Below are 23,979 nucleotides of genomic sequence, written 5' to 3' on the forward strand. Positions count from 1 at the left end.
GCATGCAGAGCCCTAAGACGTCTTACAAAATGAGATATTAGTGAGCGCGCTGCGGTAGAAGGTGCGGTCATTCATCATCTTTTATTTTTAAAACATATTTTTTCCAAAGACGGCTGGAAAGAAATGCATAAATTAATGTGAATATAATAGACGCAAGAAATGCTTTTATTAATGATGCTGGGAAAGTAAGTATCCTGATGTTTGCGATTAAATAAGTGGAAAAAGAAACTCCTGATATAAATGCCAATCTTCTTATTCTTTCTTTTTTCACAATGAATCCCTTTTACCTAAAAAGGAGAGATTACAATCTCTCCTCATGTAACTACTTACCAATGGCATTGACCGTTTACACTATTCTTATTTCTGTCTCCGCCAAAAGCACCACGTCCGTTATCGCCATTATTCCGGGGATCATTTACTGCATCTACTGCGGCATTATAACCAGCTTCGCCGATAATACCACCGATCCAACCCCCAAGAGCGGCCCCCAGAGGTGCTCCGGGCCCGGTAATGAGGGCTCCGATGTACCCCCCTGCTATGGCTCCTGCCCCTGCAGCTGCCGTTTTGCCTGCGCTATTAGCCCGGCTACTATTGTCAATCCGGTCACCGCCATTATTCCCGCGGCCGCCAGAAATAGAGTCAAGCATCGATGAATCAATAACTTTCATAAATAATTCCTTTTCATGATGTGATTGATATGAATATATATTGGTGTGTGAGGCTATTTACAGATAGCTTGTTTTTCCGTCTAGATCAATACGGGTGGGTAAAAGAAAAATAAAAGGCAGTTAATGGTTGTACTAAAAAGGAATGTTGAAAGGTAAATAAGTCACTGATTGATATGTTTTTAAATGTTTGGTCGCTGATTATATATGTAAAAAATTGGCAGTTATAAGGATGAGAGAGTTAGCTCAATTTATATCGGTTACTGGAGGATTCGGATGTGTCCCTGATAAAGAATGGTGCAGTAGATCAAAGGCTCTGCATGCAGAGCCCTTGGTATTTACGGTGGGATTAACGCTGGGCTTCGCCACCCAGAGCTTCGATGGTGTTTTTGATTAACGCCGCCAACTCACTGGTCATCAGGATGAAATCGGCATCAAAACGCTGGGCGAAGTCGTCACGATCGATATCGTCATTCTGCTCACGCAGCGTATCGGCAAACTTCAGACGCTTCAACGAACCGTCATCTGCCAGCACCAGTTGAATGCGCTCTTGCCAGTCCACTGCCAGCTTGGTAACCAGCTTGCCGGCTTCAATATGTACCGCAATTTCATCGCTGATCAGGTTCTGCTTCTTGCAGCGGATCACGCCACCGTCTTCCAGAATCGCTTTCAGCTCCGCCTCGTCCTGAATAATAAAGCCGGCCGGCAGTTCACCGGAACGCACCCATTCGGTCAGCGTCAGCTCGATCGGGCTTTCCATGGTCAGTGGCACCACCGGCAGAGAGCCCAGGCTTTTGCGCAGCAGCGCCAGGGTATCTTCCGCGCGCTTGGCGCTGGCGGCGTCAACCATGATCAGGTCGTTGACGGTGTCGATCCACATAAAGGTTTGGTTAAAACGGCTAAAGGCGCGCGGCAACAGGCTGTGCAGCACTTCGTCTTTCAGCGCGTCTTTTTCGGTTTTCTTCAGTTTGCGGTGTTGCTCGCCTTCGAGGCGTTCAATTTTGGCCTGCAGCTCTTGCTTGATGACCGGTGACGGCAGGATTTTTTCTTCCTTACGTGCGCAGATGACGATCTGGCCGTTAACCGCATGCGTCAATGCGTCGCTGTGGGAGCCCATCGGGGAGACCCAGCCGGTTTTCGCCATGTCCTGGCTGCCGCACGGGGTGAAAGCAAAAGCGCTGAGCTGTTTTTCCATTTCATCCGCGTTTAGCGCAACTTCGCGGCTCAAACGGTAAACCATCAAATTCTTAAACCACAGCATAATGTTATCCCTGGCTGGGCGTGCACCTGGCACGCTTATTCATCAAAAGCAGGGCGGCATAATAACGAATCAGAGGCGAAAAATCGCCTCATTCCCTCCGAATTGCGTCGCCGTCCGCGTTTGAACACCGTGCCCGTTGCAGCGCCAACGCCAGTTGCCGCTGGCTGAAAGGCTTACGCAGCAGTTCAACGTTTGGCAGATTTTCTTCGTGCTGACGGCGGATGTCCTGGCCGCTGATCAGCAGGGCGGTAAGCCGTGGGTTAATCTCTCGCGCCAGCCCAATCACCTGCACACCGTCCAGTTCGCCCGGCAGCATCAGGTCGCTGATCAGTATGTCTATATCCGGTGTCTGGCGCAGCAGCGCCAAAGCTTCCTGACTGTCCGCGCTGTCCAGCGTCAGGTAGCCGAGCTGGTGCAAGTGTTCGCACAGCGTATGGCGAACGTCGTTTTCATCTTCCAGTACCAGCACCAGATTGTCGGTGTTCAGGCTTTCCTCGAGCGCGGGCGAAGGCGCTTCCTCTGGCGCTGGCGTCGGCGCTCGCGGCAATTGCAGGCGCACCAGCGTGCCCTTGCCCGGTGTGGTTTCAATCTGTACCCGGCCGCCGGACTGGCGGACAAAGCCATAGACCATCGACAGCCCCAGCCCACTGCCGCTGCCTACCGCCTTGGTGGTGAAGAAGGGTTCGAACACCTGAGCCTTCACCTCTTCCGACATGCCGCAGCCGGTATCAATCACTTCCAGCGCCACCATGTCCTGCTTTTTGCCGCCGCTGCGCACTACCCGTTGGTTGTAGATGCGAATATTCACCACGCCGCTGCGGCCTTCCATCGCATCCCGAGCGTTGACCACCAGGTTGATGAGCGCATTCTCCAACTGATTGGCATCGATCCAGGCAGGCCAGCCAGGGCGCTGTGCCTCGATGCTCAGCGAAAGCGTGCTGGGCAGTGAATGGCGCAACAGCTCCTGCAGGTTTTCCACCAGCGCCTGCAGCGTGATGGCCTGCGGATGCAGCGCCTGCTTGCGCGAGAATGCCAGCAGCCGCTGGGTGAGCTGTGCGCCACGTTCGGCGGCCTTCAGCGCCCGAAGGATGCGCTGTTCGGTCTGTGCGTCCTGGGTTTGTTGAGTGGTCAGTTCCAGGCTGCCGATAATCACCGCCAGCAGGTTGTTGAAATCATGCGCCAGGCCGCCGGTGAGCTGGCCGACCGCCTTCATTTTCTGGCTGTGCAGCAGCGCTTCTTCCAGCGCTTTGCGCTCGGTGCGTTCCAGCACCACGTTGACCACGCCACGGTTAGGTACCGGACTGAAGCGCAGCTCTACGGTTCGGCCATCGCTCAGGCGCAGTTCCTGCGGCTGTGGTAGTTCGCTCGACAGGTTGGCCAGCACCGCCTCCCAACGCTGACCCGCCGGTGGCGTAACCTGTTGCAGTAGTTCACGGTAGTGCAGGCCGCGGTGCAGCTGGTGCTCGTTGAGTCCCAGCAGCAGGGGGTATTGCGGGTTCCACACCACCAGTTGACCGTCGTTATCAAACAGCGCAAAACCGTCGCGCATCGCCAGAAAGGTGGTTTCCAGCTGGGTGCTTTTTTCTTTCAGCAGGCGGGAGGTCTGTTCCAGCGAGGCGGTGTTGCGCGCAAAAACGTTGAATGCGCGCGCCAGTTCGCCCAGTTCGTCACGGCGTTGCAGCGCCGGTACGCTGACGTCACGTTCGCCGCGCGCCAGCCGCGTCATGGCGCCGGCGATTGCCGTCAGGTTGGAGCCGAGGTTGCGGTAGATATACAGTCCGGCGAAGCCGGTAATCACCAGTGCCAGCAACGCGAACAGGCCGATAAACCAGCTGATGGAACTGAGCTCATTATGGGTTTGGTGAGTGCGCAGCTCCGACTCGTTGGCCACCTTTTGCACGTAAAGGTTGATATCGTCGTTGAGCATCGCGACTAACGCTTTGATGTGGTAGGTGTAATAGGCTAGGGCCAGGTCGCTTTGTTCCAGCTCCAGCGTTTCGGGCAGCAGGCGCTGTTCGCTGAGCCGAAACTGGCGCATTTTCTCGTCTACCAAGGCATCCGGGCTGTGTTGCGGCCAGTAGGCCATAACGCTGTCGAGCTGCTGGGCCGCAGCCTTGGGGGTTGGGGTCTGTATGGCGATCGCCAGCAGCCGGTCGATCTGGCTTAGCAGCGGCTGCGAGGGCTGGTTGAGATTATTGCGCTGATTGAGGGTGGCGATATGCCGCAGCGTACTCTGTGACTGATACAGCCCGCTGAGCAGAATATTGCGTTGCAGATGCCGTTGGTGTCCCAGATCCAGCATGCGGGTTACGCTGCTTTCCAGCGCGTTGCTGCGGCTAATGATGCGCTTGACCAGTGCCGGTTCGCTGTGGGCCAACGGGGCGTCTGCCAGCCGGCTGAGCGAGGTTTGCAGCACCAGCTGCGTTTGTTTCAGCCGGGCGGATTCGCTCTGGTATTCCAGAGCACCCACCACTTGCGAGAGCCGAATAGCCGCGGTCGCCACGTTGGAGGTATCCCGGCTCAACGCCATGCTGCCGTTCATTTCTGCCAGGGTTTGCGCCTGCATCTGTTCCTGCAGCTTGCCCGCATGGTAGAAACCGAAGATCGCCACGCCGCTGACCATCAGCGTCACCGCCACCACCAGCAGGTTGAACATCAACAGGCGCCCACGCGCGCCGGCAAGGAAAGGCAGTCTGCGCATCGAATCCCCCGTAACTGACTGTTCGCAGTATAAATCCCCGTCCCATTAACAATATGACAAAGATGAACGAGCGCTGACATTTTGCATTTATTTATGCGTGGTTAACTGCTGCCATCCGAACCGCAACCAGAGGTATGACGATGAGCGCGACCCCGATTCTGGAAATGCACAACATCGCCAAGAGTTTTGGTCAGTTCTATGCGCTCAAGGGCGTCAACCTGACGGTGTATCGCGGTGAGATCCACGCGCTAATGGGTGAAAACGGCGCGGGTAAAAGTACCTTGATGAAAATATTGGCCGGCGCTTATATCGCCAGCAGCGGGGAAATTATTATCGATGGGCAGCCGTTCGCCATCAAAGGGCCAAAAGATGCTCTGGCGGCAGGTATCACGCTGATTTACCAGGAAATGAATTTGGCCCCGAATCTGACGGTGGCGGAAAACATTTTTCTGGGCAGCGAGATCCAACGTGGCGGCCTGGTGAAACGCGGACAGATGTTGCTGGAAGCGCAGAAGGTGATCGATCGTTTGGGGGCGCAGTTCAGCGCCGGCGATCGCGTGATGAAATTAACCATCGCCGAGCAGCAACAGGTGGAAATCGCCCGTGCGCTGCACCGTAACAGCCGCATTCTGGTGATGGACGAACCTACGGCGGCGCTTTCTTCACGCGAGACGCATCGACTGTTCGAGCTGATCAAACGGCTGCGCGATGAAGGCATGGCAATCATTTATATCAGCCACCGCATGGCGGAGGTGTACGAGCTGTCGGATCGCGTCAGCGTGCTGCGCGACGGTCAGTATGTTGGCAGCCTGATGCGCGACAAGCTGTCCGCCAGCGAGTTGGTGCGCATGATGGTGGGGCGACCGCTGAGCGACTTGTTCAATAAGGAACAGGGCATCCCGGTGGGGGAACCTCGGCTGACGCTGCGCGGCCTGACTGACGGCAAAAAGGTGAAGCCGATCAGCCTTCAGGTCCGCGCCGGTGAAATTGTCGGCCTTGCCGGGCTGGTGGGCGCCGGCCGCTCCGAACTGGCGCAGCTGATTTTCGGCGTGCGCAAGTCCAGCGGCGGTACGGTGGAGATCGACGGCAAACTGGCCAGTATCCACTCGCCGCGCGATGCCATTGCTCTGGGCATCGGCTTTCTCACTGAAAACCGCAAGGAGCAGGGGTTGTTTCTCGATCTGGCCGCGCATGAAAACATCGTGATGGCGACGCTGGAACGCGACAGCCGCTATGGACTGCTCAATCGCCGCAAGGCGCAGCGTATTTCCAGCGACGCTATCGGCCTGCTGAATATCCGCGTGCCACATGCTCAGGTGCGGGCCGGCGGCCTGTCCGGCGGTAATCAGCAAAAGCTGCTGATTTCACGCTGGGTAGCCATTGGCCCACGGATCCTGATCCTCGATGAACCGACACGCGGCGTGGACGTGGGGGCCAAAAGCGAGATTTATCGCATCATGAGCCAGATGGCGCAGCAAGGCGTGGCGATCCTGATGATCTCCAGCGAACTGCCTGAGGTGGTCGGCATGAGCGACCGGGTCTACGTGATGCACGAAGGCAGCATCGTCGGGGAACTGAGCGGCGATGAGATCAGCCAGGAAAACATCATGACGCTGGCCACCGGCGTTGACGCCACCCAGCCGCAGGCGACTACCGCATGAATAATTCCATCCCTACGCTCAAGGAGCCGACCATGACTTCGAATCCATTGCCGCCAGGCGCAAAAAATCCGACGCTGAAACGGGCACTGTTGGGCGATATGATGCAAACCGTCGGTATCTTGCCGATATTGATCCTGATCGTCGCGGTTTTCGGCTTTGTCGCACCAAACTTCTTTACCGATGCCAACCTGCTGAATATCGCCCGGCAGGCGTCGATTAACATCGTGTTGGCGGCGGGCATGACCTTTATCATTCTGACCGGCGGTATCGATCTTTCGGTCGGTTCGATGCTGGGCACCACCGCGGTGGTAGCGATGGCGGTGTCACTGATGCCAGGCATGGCCGGAATGTCGATCCCGCTGGCGCTGCTGGCCGGTTTAGGCATGGGGCTGTTTAATGGTTTTCTGGTGGCCTACGCTGGTTTGCCGCCGTTTATTGTCACCCTCGGCACCTATACCGCGCTGCGCGGTGCCGCTTATCTGTTGGCGGACGGCACCACCATCATCAATTCCAATATCAGTTTTGAATGGATCGGCAACGCTTACCTGGGGCCTATCCCCTGGTTGGTGATTATCGCCTTTGCGGTGATTGCAGTGTGCTGGTTCATTCTGCGCCGCACGACGCTGGGGGTTCATATCTACGCGGTAGGCGGCAACATGCAGGCGGCGCGCCTGACCGGGATCAAGGTCGGTGCCGTGCTGCTGTTTGTCTATGGCATGAGCGGCCTGCTGTCCGGGTTGGGCGGAGTGATGAGCGCCTCGCGGCTGTACAGCGCCAACGGTAACCTTGGCATGGGCTATGAGCTTGATGCTATCGCCGCAGTCATTCTCGGCGGCACCAGCTTCGTCGGCGGCATCGGTACCATTACCGGTACGCTGGTAGGGGCGTTGATTATCGCCACCCTGAACAACGGCATGACGTTGATGGGCGTCTCTTACTTCTGGCAACTGGTGATCAAAGGAGCGGTGATCATCATAGCAGTGCTGATTGATAAGTACCGCACCCGCAATTATCAACATTGATTTATCCGTCACCGACGCCCACCGGGGCAGGTTTTTCGTATCTCAGAAAATAATGGGGAAAACACTATGCGTTTCAAGCCATTGATTACCGCTTTGCTGGTTACCGCCGCACTCGGCAGCGCTTCGTTGGTGCAGGCGAAAGAATTGAAATCGATTGGGGTGACGGTGGGCGATTTGGCCAACCCGTTCTTTGTGCAGATCACCAAGGGTGCGGAACTGAAAGCGCGCGAACTGGCCGGTGACAAGGTTAACGTGACGCTGGTGTCGAGCGGTTACGATCTCGGTCAGCAGGTGGCGCAGATCGATAACTTTATCGCCGCCAAGGTGGATATGATCATCCTGAACGCCGCAGATTCCAAAGGGATCGGCCCGGCGGTAAAACGCGCCAAAGACGCCGGCATCGTGGTGGTGGCGGTGGACGTGGCGGCGGAAGGTGCCGATGCCACCATCACCTCGGACAACACCCAGGCCGGCGCCATGGCCTGTAAATACATCAGCGATCGCCTGAAAGAGAAAGGCAACGTGGTGATCATCAATGGCCCACCGGTGTCCGCGGTACAGAACCGGGTGGAAGGCTGCATGACCGAACTGAAGAAACACTCGGAGATCAAGCTGCTGTCCTATAACCAGAACGCCAAGGGCAGCCGCGAAGGCGGGCTGGAGATCATGACCGCGCTGTTGGCGGCCAATCCGAAGATCGACGGCGTATTTGCGATTAACGATCCTACGGCGATCGGTGCCGATCTGGCAGCCAAGCAGGCGCAGCGCAGCGAATTCTTTATCGTTGGCGTAGACGGATCGCCGGACGGCGAAGAGGCGCTCAAGCGCGGCGGAAAATCGCTGTTTGTGGCGACACCGGCACAGGATCCGCAGGTGATGGCGGCCAAAGCGGTCGAGATCGGTTACGAAATTCTGCAGGGTAAACCCGCACCAACCGGTCCGGTGCTGATCCCGGTCACCATGATCGATAAAAACAATATTGGCAGCTACAAAGGCTGGACGGTGAAATAACCTGTTATCGGCGGGGTCTGCTACGCCAGGCCCCTCATTTCATCCCCACTTCCGGAGGCGATATGAACCGTTCCGCCGTGAACCAGACTCTGCAACAAACCCAGCATTTTTTTGCCCGCTTCGACGTCCATCTGCCGCCCTTTGCCCACTTTAGCCTGCCGGTCTGGCGTCAGCTCGATCGCCAGCCGTGGCAGGAAGTATTCGACCTGAAGTTGGGTTGGGACGTCACGGCGTTCGGCGGCGATGATTTTGCTCACAAGGGGCTCACGCTGTTCACGTTGCGAAACGGTTCGCCCGGCGGTCGACCTTATGCCAAATGCTATGCGGAGAAAATAATGCATTGCCGTGAAGCGCAGGTGACGCCGATGCATTTCCACTGGCGCAAGCGGGAAGACATCATCAATCGCGGTGGCGGCAACCTGATCGTCGAGCTGCATAACGCCGATCCGCAGGAAGGGCTGGCCGATAGCCCGGTGAGCGTGACCCTGGACGGTTGCCGACAAACCCATACTGCCGGTTCGCGCCTGCGGCTGGCGCCGGGGGAAAGCATCTGCCTGACGCCGGGGATCTATCACAGCTTTTGGGGCGAGGAAGGTTTCGGCGACGTGCTGGTGGGGGAGGTCTCTACGGTGAATGACGACGACAGCGATAACCGCTTCCTGACGCCGCTCAGCCGCTTTAGCCAGATCGAAGAGGATCAGCCGCCCCAGTGGTTGCTGTGTAACGAGTACTTGCGCTTTATCGATTAAGGAGATGCACCATGGCATTGATTTCACTGGCACAGGGGCTATCGCACGCGCGTCAACACGGCTATGCGCTTGGCGCGTTCAACGTGCTCGACAGCCACTTCCTGCGCGCGCTGTTTACCGCCGCGCAGGCCGCGCGATCGCCCTTTATCATCAATATTGCCGAAGTCCACTTTAAGTACGTCTCGCTGGAGTCTTTGGTCGCGGCGATCAAAAGCGAAGCGGCGCAGCACGACATTCCGGTGGTGTTGAACCTCGATCACGGTCTGCATTTTGAGGCGGTGGTGCAGGCATTGCGGCTGGGATTCAGCTCGGTGATGTTCGACGGTTCCGGGCTGAGTTACGAAGAAAATGTGCGCCAAACGCAGGAAGTGGTGCGCATGTGTCATGCGGTGGGCGTCTCGGTGGAGGCCGAGCTGGGTGCCGTCGGCGGTGACGAAGGCGGTGCTCTGTATGGCGAGGCCGACAGCAATAAATTTACCGACCCGCAGCGGGCGCGCGAGTTTGTCGAATTGACCGGCATCGATGCACTGGCGGTGGCGATCGGCAACGCGCACGGCAAATACAAGGGCGAACCCAAGCTCGATTTCGAACGTCTGGCGGCTATCCAGCAGCAGGCTGGCATCCCTTTGGTGCTGCACGGCGGTTCCGGCATCAGCGATGCCGACTTCAAGCGGGCAATCAGCCTGGGCATTCACAAAATCAACTTCTATACCGGCATGTCGCAAGCGGCACTGGGGGCGATTGAACAGCGGATGACGCAGCGTCACGCGATTTATGATGAGTTTGCCGAAGTGCTGTTGGCGGTGGAGCGGTCGATCAGCGAAGTGGTGCAGCAGCAGATGCATATTTTCGGCAGCGCCGGGCGGTTGTGATGATCCGGCGCGGCATTGTTTCTGCCGGTAACATGCTGGTGGATCATGTCCATCAAATTGCGCATTGGCCTCAGCCGGGCTGGCTGGTGGAGATTGAGCATAGCCAGCGTGCTACCGGCGGTGCGCCGCTCAATGTGCTGCTGACGCTGGCACGGATGGAAACCGGGTTGCCGCTGGCGGCGCTTGGGCTGATCGGATGCGATGCCGATGGCGACTATATTTTGCAAATGCTGGCGCAGCACCAAGTCGACAGCGGCCGGGTGCGTCGCAGCGAAACGGCGATGACCTCGATGTCGCAGGTGATGACCGAGCCGGGGGGGCAGCGGACCTTTTTCCATGCGCCGGGCGCGAATCGGTTGTTGGACCTCGGCGATTTTGACGCGCTGCACAGCAGCCATAAAATTTTCCACCTGGGCTATCTGCTGCTGCTCGACAGCCTGGATTGTCCGGACCAGGAGTTCGGCACCCGCAGCGCACGCCTGCTGGCACAAATGCAGCAGCGCGGTTACCAAACCTCGTTGGATCTGGTGTCGCGCCAGGGCGATCCACGCTATCGGCCTTTGGTGTTGCCGGCGCTGCGCTGGCTGGATTATCTGGTGATCAACGAGCTGGAGGCCGGTGAGTTTACCGGACTGGCGCTGCGTACGGCTAATGGCTCGCTGCAGCAGTCATTGATGGCGCGGGCCGCAGAACAATTATTGCAGGCCGGTGTGCGGCGGCGGGTGGTGATCCACTGTCCGGAAGGGGCCTACGGGCTGGAGAGCGGTGGCGAAGCGCGTTGGCAACCCTCATGGCGGGTGAGGGAAACTGAAATCGTGGGCAGCGTCGGCGCCGGTGATGCGTTCTGCGCCGGCGTGCTGTACGCCAGCCATGAAGACTGGCCTTTGGTGGAAACCCTGCAGCTGGCGCATGCCTGTGCGCGTTTCAACCTACTGTGCGCCAATGCTATCGACGGCGCTCGGCCACTGCCTGAACTGCAGGATTTTATCAGGCGGCAGCCACCGGTTGGCTGACGTCGGCGGCAAAGACGTAACCCAGCCCGCGAATAGTGCGGATCAGTTCGGGCTGGTGCGGATTGATTTCGATCTTGCGGCGCAGTCGCATGATCAACACGTCGATAGTGCGATCGAAGACCTCCAGAGTTTCGCCGTGGGTCAGTTCCAGCAGGCGATCGCGGGTCAGTACTTTACGCGCATGTTGTACCAGCGCCAGCAACAAACCGTACTCGCCCTGGGTCAGATCGACAGCCTGGCGCTGAGGGTTGTGCAGCGTGCAGCGGTTGGTGTCCAGACACCAGCCGTTAAACTGCCAGCCTTCCGCTCTGGTCTGGCCGACAGCGGCAGGTTCCAGCGCCAGCGCACCGGTACGGCGCAAAACCGCCTTGGCGCGAGCGACCACCACGCGGGGATTAAAGGGTTTAGCGATGTAGTCGTCGGCGCCCATTTCCAGGCCGACCACCACGTCGGATTCGGCGCCGAGACCGGTCAGCATCACCACCGGCAGATCCGGGCGCAGGCGGTGGATCTGCTGTAACACCAGCAGGCCATTGGTATCCGGCAGGATCAGATCAAGCAGCACCAGCGCAATATCCGGTTGCTGATTGAGTAACGCCAGTGCCTCGCTTCCCCGGTGGCAGGCATGTACGGTAAACACGTGCTCATTGAGTACGTCACAAAGCAGATCACAGATAGCGGGATCGTCGTCGACGATCAATATGGCAGGTTTCATCGCTGCTCTCCGAATTTTATGATGGGTAAAAATGTTATCAACAGGTTAACTGATAAAATCCAGTGTACCCGATGGCTAATTAATAAGCGGCAGCCGGTGCGGTTCTGATGCGGAAATTGCCATCGCCGTCACACTCGGCGTTTATGGGGTGATCCCGCAAGCCGGTTACATTAGGCTGTAGCAATGTTGTTGTGCATTGAGGAGAAAAATCGTGCGCATTGGTATCGACCTGGGTGGCACCAAAATTGAAGTGATCGCGTTGGCCAACGACGGGCAGGAGTTGTTCCGCCATCGTATTGCCACGCCGCGCCATGACTATCAGCAAACGTTGGAGGCCATCACCGGACTGGTGAAGCTGGCGGAAGACCACACCGGGCAACAGGGCTCGGTCGGCGTGGGCATTCCCGGTACGCTGTCGCCCTATACCGGGCTGGTGAAAAATGCCAACTCGGTGTGGCTCAACGGTCAACCCCTGGATAAAGACCTGTCGGCCATGCTGGCGCGTGAAGTCCGCATCGCCAACGACGCCAACTGCCTGGCGGTTTCGGAAGCCACCGACGGCGCTGCCGCCGGCAAACAAACCGTATTTGCGGTGATAATTGGCACCGGCTGCGGCGCAGGGGTGGCGATTAACGGCCAGGCGCACTCGGGCGGTAACGGCATTTCTGGCGAATGGGGACATAACCCGCTGCCGTGGCTGGACGATGACGAACTGCGTTTTCGCGCTGAGGTCCCTTGTTACTGTGGGAAGCAGGGCTGTATCGAGACTTTTATCTCCGGCACCGGCTTTGCCATCGATTATGCGCGCCTGAGCGGCAATCCGCTGAAAGGGCATGAGATCATGGCGTTGGTGGCGCAGGGGGATACTCTGGCGGAGCAAGCCATTAGCCGCTATGAGCTGCGGTTGGCCAAATCGCTGGCGCACGTGATCAATATTTTTGATCCGGACGTGGTGGTGTTGGGCGGCGGTATGAGCAATGTGGACCGTCTTTATCAGCGTGTGCCGCAGTTGGTGAAATCCTGGGTTTTCGGTGGCGAGTGTGAAACCCCGATCCGCAAGGCCGTGCACGGAGACTCCAGCGGCGTGCGCGGCGCGGCCTGGTTGTGGCCACAGCTGTAACTGTTGCAAAAAAGCGCGGGCCCGCTCGCGCTTTAATCAATTTCCTGTGCAAAAAATAGACTCCCCTCTATGCTTTAGCTAACTTAGCTAAGGAGATCGCGTATGCCTATTCAGGCCAATATGCACGAAGCCAAATCCAACCTGAGCCAATTGGCGGATAAAGCCGCACAGGGAGAAACCGTGATTATAGCGAAAGCAGGGAAGCCGTATGTTCAACTGGTCGCCATCAAGGGGCAAACCCGCAAACCTGGTGCCGCCAAGGGCAAGTTTACCGTGCCGGACAATTTTAATGATGGCGATGCAGATATCACCGCGCTGTTTGAGGGCGATGAATGAAACGTCTGCTGCTGGATACCCATGCGTTGCTGTGGTGGCTGATCGATGACGTCAGCCTGGGGGAGAACGCCAGAAGGCAGATCGCCGATCCCGGTAATGTGGTGTACGTCAGCGCGGCCAGCATTTGGGAGATTTCAATTAAGCGGGCGTTGGGCGAGCTGGCACTGCCGGAGGACATTTTCGAGGTCATTGAGGCCGAAGATTTTCTGCCGTTGCCGATGGCCGCCTTTCATGGTCAGCAGACGGGCCAATTGCCGCCACACCATCAGGATCCTTTTGATCGCATGTTGATCGCCCAGGCGCAGGCCGAAGGGCTGACGCTGGTTTCCGCCGATGTCGCTTTCCCGCAGTATGGCATCCGGGTGTTTGACGCCCGGCGCTAGATCTATTTCACTTCGCTCTCGCTGCGTACCCGTTCTATATGAATGGTCAGAAACATCATTTCTTCGCGGGTGAGCTGATGTTGATAGTTTTTCTCGATGTGCTGGTTGATCTTGCCTGCGCAGGCAAAGGAGTCAGGGTACTTTTCTTTCACCACCAGATAGAGTGAGTCGTCGTCGCTGTCGACATAGTTTTTACCCAGCAGACGCTGGGCGAAGAACTTCAGGTGAGTGATAAAGCGGTGATAGCTCAGGGCTTCTTCGTTGTAGTCAAAACGGAAGTGGTATTTGACGATATTCAGGATTTCCTGCATGACGCGAGTGATATGCAGGGTGTTGTGCATTTCATCATTCAACTGGGCGTTAACCAGATGCAGGGCGATAAACCCGGCTTCGTCCTCCGGCAGCGTGGTGCCGAGCCGTTCGGCGATCAGCGTCAGTGCTTCCAGCCCGACGGCAAATTCGGCCGGGTAGAGTTTCTTGATTTCCCACAGCAGCACGTTTTTGATGTCCAGCCCCTGGGCATGGCGCTGCAGCGCAAAGTGGATGTGATCGGTCAGCGTGATATAAACGATGTTATGCAGTTTGCCCGGCAAACGCTGGCGGGCGAGGGTGATGATTTTGTCGGCCGTGGTCACGCAGGCCAGGGGGATCTCCGACAGCAGCGTTTTAAAGCGCTCAGCCATTTCGCTGCCGTTAAGGGTGAAGACCTTCTCGATCAGATTTTCGTCCAGCAGATCGCCGGCCTTCTTTTTAAAGCCGATGCCTTTTCCCATAACCACCGTCTCTTCCTGACGGTCGTCAAGCGTAATCACCACGTTATTATTAAGTATTTTTGCGATCTTCATGGTTTTTCCCGGATGTTTCAGCATGCTGAAAACGAAAAAACCTGACGTCCAGGAGCGATCCCGTGCGTCAGGTTTTGCCTGTATATTTACAGTAACAATCCTGTTATCGATAGCATCATAACCCTTGTCTGCGGCGGCTCAACGCTTTTCGCCGGGGAGTGCCGCCGCGGTCACATTTCTCAGGCCGGTGCAAAGTTATTCCCGTCGGAACTGCGGTTCCAGCCGGCTGATACCGAGGCCGTTCACCTTTTTCACCTTAATTTGCACCGGAATTCGGTCTTTCATGGCTTCAACGTGGCTGATCACGCCGATGGTTTTCCCGGAGGCATTCAGACTGTCGAGGGCGTCCAGCGCGGTATCCAGGGTTTCCGCATCCAGCGTGCCGAAGCCTTCGTCAAGGAACAGTGAGTCGATGCTGGTCTTGTGGCTGACCAGATCGGATAGCGCCAGTGCCAATGCCAGGCTCACCAGGAAACTTTCACCGCCGGACAGGGTACGGGTGTCGCGCAGTGCGTCCGCCTGCCAGGTGTCCACCACCTGCAATTCCAATGCATCACTGGTTTTGCGCTGCAGCAGATAACGGCCGTGCAACCGCCCCAACTGGTTATTGGCGAGGTACACCAGATGATCGAGCGTCAGTCCTTGGGCAAACTTACGGAATTTATCCCCCTCTTTGGAGCCGATGAGCTGATTGAGGTAGCTCCAGTCGTCGTACTGCTGCTGACTTTGGCTGATTTGCTCAAACAGCGACTGCTGATTGAGACGGCGTGCGGCATCACTTTCCAACTGGTTGCGCACTTCGCCCTGGCGTAGCTGCAGAGTTTTGAGCTGCTGCGCCAGCGCGGCCAGATCCTGGCCCAGGGTTTGGGGATCGGCCTGGGTTTCATCCAGCCCTTCCGGACGCTGTTGGCGTTGCTGTTCCAGATTGGCTACGGCCTGGGTCAGCAGGGCGCTGGCTTCAACTTGCCGTTGCTGCAGTTGCTCCTTGCGATGTTGCAATTGTTGGCGCTGGTCGTCATTCAACAGGGCGGCGTTGAAGGCCGCTTCGTCGCTGAATTCGCTGGTGGATAACGCTTGCTGCCAATCTTGCTCAGTCTGTTGCAGCCGTTCGGTCAGGTGCAACAGCTGTTGCTGCAACCCGGTAAGTTGCCCGCTCAGACGATCGCGTTGTTCCTGCGCCTTCTGCCATTGCTCTGCGGCCAGTTGTACAGCCTGTTCGCAGGCCGTCTGCCGGGCGCGCAACTGTTCACGCACCTGCACGATTTGCCGTTCGCCAAACAGCGCCAGCCGCTGCGTACGCTGTTCGCCAAGGGCAAGCTCTGCTTCCTGACGCTGTTGCTGCAGGCGTTGCTGCTGCGATTGGGCCTCGGCGTGGCTTTTTTCCTGCAGGCTGAAACGCTCGTCCAGCCGCGCCTTTTCTTGCTGCGCCTGTTGCTGCTGTGCCTGCAGTGCGGCCAACCGATCTTTAGCCTGCTGTACCGCCTGGGCTGCCTGCTCGTGTTGCAGCAGACTGGCCTGAGCCTGACGTTCCTCATTGTCGCAGTCGCTTAACCACTGGCTAAGGCGAGCGGCGTCCTGCAGATCAAAATCAAATGCCAGAGGCGTGCTGAGGGTTTGCCATTGCTGACGATGAGCGGCCAACTGTTGTTCATCTTGTCCGATAAGATGCTGCTGGCGTTGCAGTTGCTCTTTCAGGCTTTCGCAGCGGGTGCGCAGCTCGGTGCCCTGGGTGTACAAGGCCTCGGTTTTGATACGCATATCCGCCAAACGCAGGGCTGTCTCAGAGGGTTTTACCGCCTGATACTGTTCGATGGCCGGATGTTCGGAAGATCCGCACAGTGGGCAAGGTTCGCCGGTTTGCAGGCGAGCGCGTTCAGCCTCCAGGCTGACGATGCGTTGCTCCAGCTCAAGGGCTTTCTCTACGTCCGTCTGATGCGCTTTTTGCTGTTTGTACTGCTGGCGTGTTTCTTCGAGCTGTTTTTCAAGTTCGCCGAGCTGGGTCTGACGGGCCGTGAATTCCTTACGTTGCTGTTCCAGACGTTCACTGACCTGGCCAAACAGCGAGGAGAGGGTAAATAATTGCTGACGCACCGGACGCAGCTCGGCCAGCTCGGTCTGACGTTGGCGCAGCCCTGTTAAGGGGACTTGGGCTTCCAGCGCATTTTGCTGCTGTTGCTGCGTTGCCAGTGCGGCAGTCAGGCCGTTAAGCTGCTCCTGATGCTGTCCGGCCTGGGCGGTGAGCCGGGCTCGTAAGACCTCTAGCTGTTCCAGCTCCGTTTGTTGCTGTGCGTACTGTTGCGTGGCGACATCGCAGGCCTGTTGCAATTCTGTCTGCGTTTTTTGCAACTGGGTTATCTGGTGGTCGAGCGGGACGATCTGCTCGTCGATCAGCCGTTGTTGGATCTGCTGGTGTTCGACATGCGCCTGCAGTTGCGCACGCGCTTGTTCCACTGCCTGCTGCAACGGGGCCATCTGGGCAAGCTGTTGCTCCTGTTGCTGCGTCAACTGGGCAATCTGCTGTTGTAGCGCCTGTTGATCGTTGCGGCAGCGGTTGCGTTCGTTGAGCAGTGGGCGCAGTTTCTCTGCCGGCTCGCTTCGCGCCAACTGCTGCAGCTGCGGTTCTGCCTCAGCCTGCTCCTGTTGCACGGCGCTCAACTGACGCTGGTATTCCTGCTGTTTCTGCTGCGTCTGTTGCCATTGCTGCAGCCAGTTTAACGCCCGTTGCTGACGCTGGGTCTGTTCACTGAGGGCATTTTCCTGCGAACTGAGCTCCACGAGCTGGCTTTCCAGCTGTTGGCGTTGTTCCTCGTTCAGCAACTCAATGCCGCTGGCGCGCTGATGCAACGCGTCCAGATCGGTTTTGGCCTGCTTGTGCTGCTCGAAAACACGTTCCGAAAGCTGGCCGTAAATCTCGGTGCCGGTCAACTCTTCCAACAGTTCGGCCCGATCATTGGCATCGGCATTCAGGAAGGCAGCGAACTGCCCCTGAGACAGCATCATCGATTTGGTAAAACGACCGAAATCCAGCCCGGTGATCGCGGCGGTAAGATCCAGCTTGTCGCGGACTTTATCGGCCAGGATCTTGCCGTCATCGCGCAGCGCCAGTTCCACCTTCGGTGCCTGCAGGTTGCCGTCCGGGGCATTTTTGGCACGTCGTTGGCTCCAGAACGCGCGGTAACCGACGCCTTTAACCTCAAACTCGACCTCCGCCAGCGACTCGGCGGTGTGGCGGGTCATCAGCTCATTTTGGCTTGGCGTGACATTCAGACGCGGCGTCTGGTGATAAAGCGCCAGGCAGATGGCGTCCAATAGGGTGGTTTTACCCGCGCCGGTGGGGCCGGTGATGGCAAATAATCCGTTGCTGGCGAAGGGCTCGGCGGTGAAATCTATCTTCCATTCCCCCTGCAGCGAATTCAGGTTTTTTAATCTCAGGCTGAGAATTTTCATTGGTTCGGCTCCTGATCCTGGTGCCGTACGGCTTCGACCACCTGTTGGAACATCTGACTCATTCGCTGTTTGCGTGCTTCGGCCATTTCAGGTTCCTGCGCCAACCGCCGCTCGAAGACTTCGTTGACGCTCAGCTCGTTGAGCGTTTCCTTGTCTTGCTGCTCAATGGCCTGGCGACGCTGCTCCTTGCTGCGGCGCAGCAGCACGACCTCTACCGGCAGTTGATCGGCCAGCAGCTGAATGCGACGCTGAATGTCGCTAAGGTAATCCTGGGTCGCCACTTCGATATCCAGCCATACGGGTAATTCACCCTGATAATCGGTGAATTGCCGTAATTGTTGCTCGATCTGCGCCAAATCTCCTTTAATGAGCTGCATCGGCTGGAAGGTTGGGATCTCCAATGTGCTGACCTGCTGCAGGGCACCCGCGGCGAAATCCACCATAAACACGCTTTTGGCCTTACCCAGCTCGTCAAAACTGAGCGGGATAGGGGAGCCGCTGTAGCGAATATGCTCAGATTTGGCAACGTTTTGCGCGCGATGAATATGCCCCAGCGCGATGTAATCTGCCGGCGGGAAGGCCTGGGCGGGGAAGGCGTCCAGCGTACCAATATAGATGTCGCGCACCGAATCGGAGGTCGTTACGCCGACGGTGGTTAGATGGCCGGTAGCGACGATGGGCAGCGGTAAGCCCAGCGCATCACGGCGCGCACAGGCGGCCTGGTACAGCGTGTGATAGTGGTCGGCGATAGACTCTTGCAGCGCCTGCTGTTTTTGCACCCCGGACTCACCGGCGCGGCTGGTGAGCAGATCGCGCGGGCGCAGAAAAGGAATGGCGCACAATACCGCACCCGGTTGGCCGTCGCGTTGATTCAACACCAGCACCTGTTGTTCGATTTCGCTCTGTGCATTGGCGATCACGGTGGTATTCAGGCAGGAAAGCAATTCGCGCGATTCATTTAAGGTTGCCACGGAGTCGTGATTGCCGCCCAACACCACTAACTGGCAGCCGGTGCGCTGCAGTTCCACCACGAAGCGGTTATACAGCTCGCGGGCGTAGCTTGGCGGCGAGCCGGTATCGAACAGGTCCCCGGCGACGATCAGCGCGTCCACCTGGTGTTGTTCGATCTGTTCGATCAGCCAGCGCAGAAAGGCCTGATGCTCGGCGGCGCGGCTTTTGGTGAAAAAGTACTGGCCAAGATGCCAGTCAGAGGTGTGGATCAGGCGCATGACACTCCCGGGGCGATAGGGTAATGGCGGTGATTATAAAGGGAATATGATGTTTCTGTGTGATTAGAAATAACCGCTATGCTTACTGCCCATAACAGCCCGTTTTTTTCATGGCTATTTATTTCATAAATCTGTCACAAAACTGACGCATAATGGCGCCCGCAATCAACTGTGATCGCTAACACATTGGCAGGATTGACGATGGCAAGACGCATACTGGTGGTGGAAGACGAAGCGCCGATCCGTGAGATGGTGTGCTTTGTGTTGGAACAGAATGGTTACCAACCGTTGGAAGCTGAGGATTATGACAGCGCCGTGACGCGCCTGTCTGAGCCGTTCCCTGATTTAGTGTTGCTCGACTGGATGTTACCCGGGGGATCCGGCATTCAGTTTATTAAACATATGAAGCGTGAAGCCCTGACCCGTGACATTCCGGTGATGATGCTGACCGCGCGCGGTGAAGAAGAAGATCGGGTGCGCGGCCTGGAGGTCGGGGCGGATGATTACATCACCAAACCTTTCTCACCGAAGGAGCTGGTGGCGCGCATCAAGGCGGTAATGCGCCGTATTTCACCGATGGCGGTGGAAGAAGTGATTGAAATGCAAGGGCTGAGCCTGGACCCTTCCTCACACCGCGTGATGGCTAACGAACAGGCGCTGGATATGGGGCCGACCGAGTTCAAGCTGTTGCACTTCTTTATGACCCATCCGGAACGCGTTTATAGCCGTGAGCAGTTGCTTAATCACGTCTGGGGCACTAACGTTTATGTGGAAGACCGCACCGTTGACGTGCACATCCGTCGGCTCCGTAAGGCGTTAGAGACCAGTGGTCATGACAAAATGGTTCAAACCGTTCGGGGCACCGGCTACCGATTCTCAACGCGCTACTGATCGCGCCGCGCTGGAGAATATGCCGTGTTAGAACGTCTATCCTGGAAGAGGCTGGCCCTGGAGCTGGCCCTTTTCTGCCTGCCTGCCTTACTGCTGGGGCTGATTTTCGGTTATCTGCCCTGGTTGCTGCTGGCCTCCGTGCTGGCGGCGTTGGTATGGAATTTCTACAACCAACTCAAACTTTCCCACTGGCTGTGGGTTGACCGCAGCATGACCCCGCCGCCGGGTCGCTGGAGCTGGGAACCGCTGTTTTACGGTCTGTATCAGATGCAGCAACGGAACCGCCGTCGACGCCGTGAGCTGGCGCTGTTGATCAAACGCTTCCGCAGCGGAGCGGAATCGCTGCCCGATGCGGTGGTGATGACCACCGTCGAAGGCAATATCTTTTGGTGCAACGGGCTGGCGCAGCATTTGCTGGGTTTCCGCTGGCCGGAAGACAATGGTCAGCACATCCTTAACCTGCTGCGTTATCCGGAGTTCAGCCACTATCTGCAACAGCAGGAGTTCTCCCGCCCCTTGACGCTGCAACTGAACAACGAACATTACGTAGAATTCCGCGTGATGCCTTATTCCGAAGGGCAGTTATTGATGGTGGCCCGCGATGTGACCCAGATGCGTCAACTGGAAGGCGCACGGCGCAACTTCTTCGCCAACGTCAGCCATGAGCTGCGCACGCCGCTGACGGTATTGCAGGGCTACCTGGAAATGATGAGCGATGAAGAGCTGGATGGTTCGCTGCGCGGCAAGGCGCTGGGTACCATGCAGGAGCAGACTCGCCGCATGGACGGACTGGTCAAGCAACTGCTGACGCTGTCGCGCATCGAGGCGGCGCCTAACGTTGAAATGAACGAGCGGGTCGATATCCCTTTGATGCTGCGGGTGTTGCAACGTGAGGCGCAATCGCTGAGCGGCGGCAACCACGAGATCACCTTCCGGGTAAATGAACAGCTCAAGGTGTTCGGTAACGATGACCAACTTCGCAGTGCGGTGTCGAATCTGGTGTATAACGCAGTCAATCATACGCCGAAAGGCACCAATATTGAGGTCAGCTGGCAGCAGACGCCAAACGGCGCGCAGTTTCAGGTCAGTGATAACGGGCCGGGCATCGCGGCCGAACATATTCCCCGTTTGACCGAGCGTTTCTACCGCGTCGACAAGGCACGTTCACGCCAGACCGGCGGCAGCGGGTTGGGGTTGGCGATCGTCAAGCATGCGCTCAGCCACCACGATGCGCGACTGGAGATCCTCAGCGAGCAGGGCATTGGCACCCGATTTATCTTTACCTTGCCTAACCGGTTGATTGTTCCCGCAGCTTTGTCAGAGAATGCGGTGAAAAATTAACGCGAGAGGCTGGCATGATCCGAATCACCCGAGGGCTGTTGTTTTGCCTGGCGCTGTTGGCAAGCCGAGGCGCGCTGGCGCAGCCGGATGGCATGCTGTCCGGCAACCTGTCCAGCGTCGGCTCCGATACGCTGGCGAATCTGATGGCGCTATGGGCGCAGGACTTCAGCCAGCATTATCCCAACGTTAATCTACAGATCCAGGCCGCCGGTTCTTCGACGGCGCCAACCGCATTGGCGGCGGGTGCCGCGCAGCTCGGCCCGATGAGCCGGCCGATGAAGGCAGCGGAAGTGTCGGCGTTCGAACACCGCTATGGCTATGCGCCGTTGGCGGTACCGGTCGCGGTCGATGCGCTGGTGGTGCTGGTGCATCAGGACAATCCGCTGCGCGGTCTTAACCTGCAGCAGCTCGACCGAATTTTCTCCGCAACCCTGCGCTGTGGTGAAAGCCAGCCTTTGACCCGGTGGGGGGAGCTGGGGCTGACCGGTGATTGGCAACAGCGTGCGTTGCAACGTTTTGGACGTAATTCAGCCTCCGGCACCTACGGTTATTTCAAGCTGCGTGCGCTGTGTGGCGGTGATTTCATGCCGCGCGTCAATGAACTGCCGGGGTCGGCTTCGGTGGTGCAGGCGGTGGCCGGTTCGTTGAACAGTATCGGCTACGCCAGCATTGGTTTTCGCGCCAGCGGCGTGCGGCTGCTGCCGTTGGCGGAATTCGGCGAAAACTACGTCACCCCCAATGACGCCAACGTGCGCAACGGCAGCTATCCGTTGTCGCGCTATCTGTATATTTACATCAATAAGGCGCCTAACCAGCAACTGGAACCGCTGACGGCGGCATTTCTCGATCGCGTGCTGTCGGGCACCGGGCAAAATCTGGTCAATCACGACGGCTATCTGCCGCTGCCGCCAGAGACTCTGCAGAAAACCCGCCTGGCGCTGGGCCTGCAATAAGCTGGCCTCTGGGCACCTTCGGTGCCCAACATGAATTTCTTTCATCCCCCGTGAAAATTCTTCCGTTGCCGCCCGGCAGTCGACGTGACAGCATGCTGAACATAATTCATCTAGACGTCTGGAAGTCCATTTTGTAACCCGACGTAATAGTTCACACTGTAAATCACTGAGGCAAAGGCCCGAGCTTTTGCCTGCTAGCGGGAGTCATATTATGTGCGATTGCAATTCTGCCTTTCACGCTGACGTTGTCGGCAGTTTGTTACGCCCTGCGGCGCTGAAAACCGCTCGCCAACAGTTTCTGCAGGGCGAGATTGATGCCGTTCAGTTACGGGAGGTTGAAGACCAACAGATCCGTCTGGCGGTGGCAAAACAGAAAGATCTCGGTTTGGCGGTCGTGACGGATGGGGAGTTTCGTCGGGCGTGGTGGCACTTCGACTTTTTGGAAGGGCTGGACGGCGTGGAAGGTTATGACGCGGAGCAGGGGATCCAGTTTAACGGCGTACAGACGCGGGCGCGCAGTATCAAGGTGGTCGGCAAATTGGGCTTCAATCCGCAACATCCGATGCTGGCGGACTTTCGTTTTCTGAAGGCCACCGCCGGTGATGCGGTGCCGAAGATGACCATTCCCAGCCCAAGCGTGCTGCACTTTCGCGGCGGGCGCAAGGCCATCGACAGCCAGGTTTATCCGGATCTGAACGCCTATTTTGACGATCTGGCACAGACCTACCGCGACGCGATCAAGGCATTTTATGATGCCGGTTGTCGCTATCTGCAGCTTGACGACACCGTCTGGGCCTACCTGTGCTCTGACGATCAACGGCGGCAGATCCGTGAGCGTGGAGAGGATCCCGATCTTCTGGCGCGGATTTATGCCGATGTGCTGAACGCGGCGATCGCCGACAAACCTGAGGATCTGATCATCGGGTTGCACGTTTGCCGCGGTAATTTCCGTTCCACCTGGATCTCCGAGGGCGGTTATGAACCTGTGGCGGAGATCCTGTTTGGTCAGGTGAATATCGACGCCTTCTTCCTCGAGTACGACAATGAGCGTTCCGGGGGTTTTGAACCGCTGCGTTTTATCAAACCGGGCAAGCAGCAGGTGGTGCTGGGCCTGATTACCACCAAAAACGGCGAACTGGAAAACCCCGAGCAGGTGAAACAGAGGCTTGAAGAGGCGGCGCAGTTTGTCGATCGCCGACAGCTTTGCCTCAGTACCCAGTGCGGTTTTGCTTCGACCGAAGAGGGTAACAGCCTGAGTGAGCAGCAGCAGTGGAATAAGCTGCAAAGCGTGGTGAATATTGCCGAACAGGTTTGGTAGGGCAGAAAAATCGGTTCAGACCGCGCGGAAACTGGTGGTTTATTGGCGTTTTCGCGCGGTCATGAGTCATCTGCTTCACGTTTTGTGAATGCGTTGCTCAAAAATGATACAAATCATGTATTGTATATTTATTGATAGCCCCTATGATCGACTGGCGCCGAAAGATTATCTGGTCGATAGCTCTGCTTTTTGTCATGCGACTTGCCTTTCAACGCTATAAACGTTTAACTTAGCCTCCGTTGTCGGACTAAACCTCCATTTATAACTCCTAAAACTCTGCCCATCATCATGAGTGGTCACTTTCGAATAAGGACAAAACGCCGGACGTTATGCGTTTTCTGCTCTTATTGGTCTCGCGATGAAATGGCAAGCCGGCAACCGGATGGGGCTTAACGCTACCTCCATATCGGGCATTTTTTTTCATTTGAACAGGCAACACGACATCG

21 protein-coding genes are annotated in these 23,979 nt (G+C 57.2%); 13 read left to right on the top strand and 8 right to left on the bottom strand.

Annotated elements, in window-relative coordinates; all coding sequences use genetic code 11:
• Positions 1-67: 67 nt before the first annotated feature.
• From LQ945_RS18335 to LQ945_RS18350, 4 genes are all read right to left on the bottom strand, one after another.
• Entirely contained in the window at positions 68-271 is a 204-nt protein-coding gene (locus LQ945_RS18335; RefSeq protein ID WP_071827004.1) for a hypothetical protein, read from the bottom strand.
• 55 nt (positions 272-326) lie between these two features.
• Positions 327-668: a hypothetical protein gene (locus LQ945_RS18340; protein WP_044548619.1), complete on the bottom strand. Its 342-nt coding sequence runs from the start codon at positions 666-668 to the stop codon at positions 327-329.
• Between the two features lie 346 nt (positions 669-1,014).
• On the bottom strand, positions 1,015-1,926 hold the full coding sequence (rdgC, locus tag LQ945_RS18345) for a recombination-associated protein RdgC (RefSeq protein ID WP_020825435.1): 912 nt from the start codon (positions 1,924-1,926) through the stop codon (positions 1,015-1,017).
• Positions 1,927-2,014: 88 nt separating this feature from the next.
• A complete protein-coding gene (locus LQ945_RS18350) occupies positions 2,015-4,627 on the bottom strand; it encodes an ATP-binding protein (protein WP_270101426.1) in 2,613 nt (870 codons plus the stop codon).
• 140 nt (positions 4,628-4,767) lie between these two features.
• Between LQ945_RS18350 and LQ945_RS18355 the strand changes: the two genes are divergently transcribed.
• From LQ945_RS18355 to LQ945_RS18380, 6 genes are all read left to right on the top strand, one after another.
• Positions 4,768-6,288 (top strand): sugar ABC transporter ATP-binding protein, encoded by a 1,521-nt coding sequence (locus LQ945_RS18355; RefSeq protein WP_270101427.1) that lies wholly within the window; start codon positions 4,768-4,770, stop codon positions 6,286-6,288.
• A gap of 32 nt (positions 6,289-6,320) precedes the next feature.
• Positions 6,321-7,310, top strand: coding sequence for an ABC transporter permease subunit (locus LQ945_RS18360; protein WP_044548626.1), 990 nt, complete (start codon positions 6,321-6,323; stop codon positions 7,308-7,310).
• 66 nt (positions 7,311-7,376) lie between these two features.
• Positions 7,377-8,321 carry an ABC transporter substrate-binding protein gene (locus tag LQ945_RS18365; protein ID WP_270101428.1) on the top strand — a complete coding sequence of 315 codons (945 nt, stop codon included), beginning with the start codon at positions 7,377-7,379 and terminating at the stop codon, positions 8,319-8,321.
• Between the two features lie 62 nt (positions 8,322-8,383).
• Positions 8,384-9,070, top strand: a complete 687-nt coding sequence (locus tag LQ945_RS18370; RefSeq protein WP_270101429.1) for a D-lyxose/D-mannose family sugar isomerase — start codon at positions 8,384-8,386, stop codon at positions 9,068-9,070.
• 11 nt (positions 9,071-9,081) lie between these two features.
• Positions 9,082-9,942 (top strand): ketose 1,6-bisphosphate aldolase, encoded by an 861-nt coding sequence (locus LQ945_RS18375; RefSeq protein ID WP_270101430.1) that lies wholly within the window; start codon positions 9,082-9,084, stop codon positions 9,940-9,942.
• A complete protein-coding gene (locus LQ945_RS18380) occupies positions 9,939-10,955 on the top strand; it encodes a carbohydrate kinase family protein (RefSeq protein ID WP_269934743.1) in 1,017 nt (338 codons plus the stop codon). The genes LQ945_RS18375 and LQ945_RS18380 overlap by 4 nt, the downstream gene beginning before the upstream one ends.
• Here LQ945_RS18380 and LQ945_RS18385 read toward each other — a convergent pair.
• On the bottom strand, positions 10,930-11,670 hold the full coding sequence (locus tag LQ945_RS18385) for a response regulator (RefSeq protein ID WP_044548634.1): 741 nt from the start codon (positions 11,668-11,670) through the stop codon (positions 10,930-10,932). The genes LQ945_RS18380 and LQ945_RS18385 overlap by 26 nt on opposite strands.
• Before the next feature lie 211 nt (positions 11,671-11,881).
• On the opposite strand from LQ945_RS18385, the gene mak reads away from it, so the two are divergent.
• The 3 genes from mak to LQ945_RS18400 all read left to right on the top strand — a co-directional run bounded on the left by mak (position 11,882) and on the right by LQ945_RS18400 (position 13,509).
• Positions 11,882-12,790 carry a fructokinase gene (gene mak, locus LQ945_RS18390; protein WP_182821714.1) on the top strand — a complete coding sequence of 303 codons (909 nt, stop codon included), beginning with the start codon at positions 11,882-11,884 and terminating at the stop codon, positions 12,788-12,790.
• Between the two features lie 102 nt (positions 12,791-12,892).
• A complete protein-coding gene (locus tag LQ945_RS18395) occupies positions 12,893-13,126 on the top strand; it encodes a type II toxin-antitoxin system Phd/YefM family antitoxin (RefSeq protein ID WP_044548636.1) in 234 nt (77 codons plus the stop codon).
• A complete protein-coding gene (locus LQ945_RS18400; RefSeq protein ID WP_270101431.1) occupies positions 13,123-13,509 on the top strand; it encodes a type II toxin-antitoxin system VapC family toxin in 387 nt (128 codons plus the stop codon). Before LQ945_RS18395 ends, LQ945_RS18400 begins: the two co-directional genes overlap by 4 nt.
• Positions 13,510-13,511: 2 nt before the next feature.
• Here LQ945_RS18400 and licT read toward each other — a convergent pair whose 3' ends face one another.
• From licT to sbcD, 3 genes are all read right to left on the bottom strand, one after another.
• Positions 13,512-14,354, bottom strand: a complete 843-nt coding sequence (gene licT, locus LQ945_RS18405) for a BglG family transcription antiterminator LicT (protein WP_044552818.1) — start codon at positions 14,352-14,354, stop codon at positions 13,512-13,514.
• A 195-nt stretch (positions 14,355-14,549) separates the two neighbouring features.
• Positions 14,550-17,801 carry an exonuclease subunit SbcC gene (gene sbcC / locus LQ945_RS18410; protein WP_270101432.1) on the bottom strand — a complete coding sequence of 1,084 codons (3,252 nt, stop codon included), beginning with the start codon at positions 17,799-17,801 and terminating at the stop codon, positions 14,550-14,552.
• A complete protein-coding gene (gene sbcD, locus LQ945_RS18415) occupies positions 17,798-19,030 on the bottom strand; it encodes an exonuclease subunit SbcD (protein ID WP_270101433.1) in 1,233 nt (410 codons plus the stop codon). The genes sbcC and sbcD overlap by 4 nt, the downstream gene beginning before the upstream one ends.
• 201 nt (positions 19,031-19,231) lie before the next feature.
• On the opposite strand from sbcD, the gene phoB reads away from it, so the two are divergent.
• The 4 genes from phoB to LQ945_RS18435 all read left to right on the top strand — a co-directional run bounded on the left by phoB (position 19,232) and on the right by LQ945_RS18435 (position 23,533).
• Positions 19,232-19,921 (top strand): phosphate response regulator transcription factor PhoB, encoded by a 690-nt coding sequence (gene phoB / locus LQ945_RS18420; protein WP_020825449.1) that lies wholly within the window; start codon positions 19,232-19,234, stop codon positions 19,919-19,921.
• 24 nt (positions 19,922-19,945) lie between these two features.
• Entirely contained in the window at positions 19,946-21,262 is a 1,317-nt protein-coding gene (gene phoR, locus LQ945_RS18425; protein ID WP_046374371.1) for a phosphate regulon sensor histidine kinase PhoR, read from the top strand.
• A gap of 14 nt (positions 21,263-21,276) precedes the next feature.
• On the top strand, positions 21,277-22,215 hold the full coding sequence (locus LQ945_RS18430) for a PstS family phosphate ABC transporter substrate-binding protein (protein WP_270101434.1): 939 nt from the start codon (positions 21,277-21,279) through the stop codon (positions 22,213-22,215).
• A gap of 211 nt (positions 22,216-22,426) precedes the next feature.
• Positions 22,427-23,533: a cobalamin-independent methionine synthase II family protein gene (locus LQ945_RS18435; RefSeq protein ID WP_270101435.1), complete on the top strand. Its 1,107-nt coding sequence runs from the start codon at positions 22,427-22,429 to the stop codon at positions 23,531-23,533.
• Positions 23,534-23,979: the final 446 nt, after the last annotated feature.

Source organism: Serratia liquefaciens, assembly GCF_027594825.1.
In the GTDB taxonomy this organism is placed as follows: domain Bacteria; phylum Pseudomonadota; class Gammaproteobacteria; order Enterobacterales; family Enterobacteriaceae; genus Serratia; species Serratia liquefaciens_A.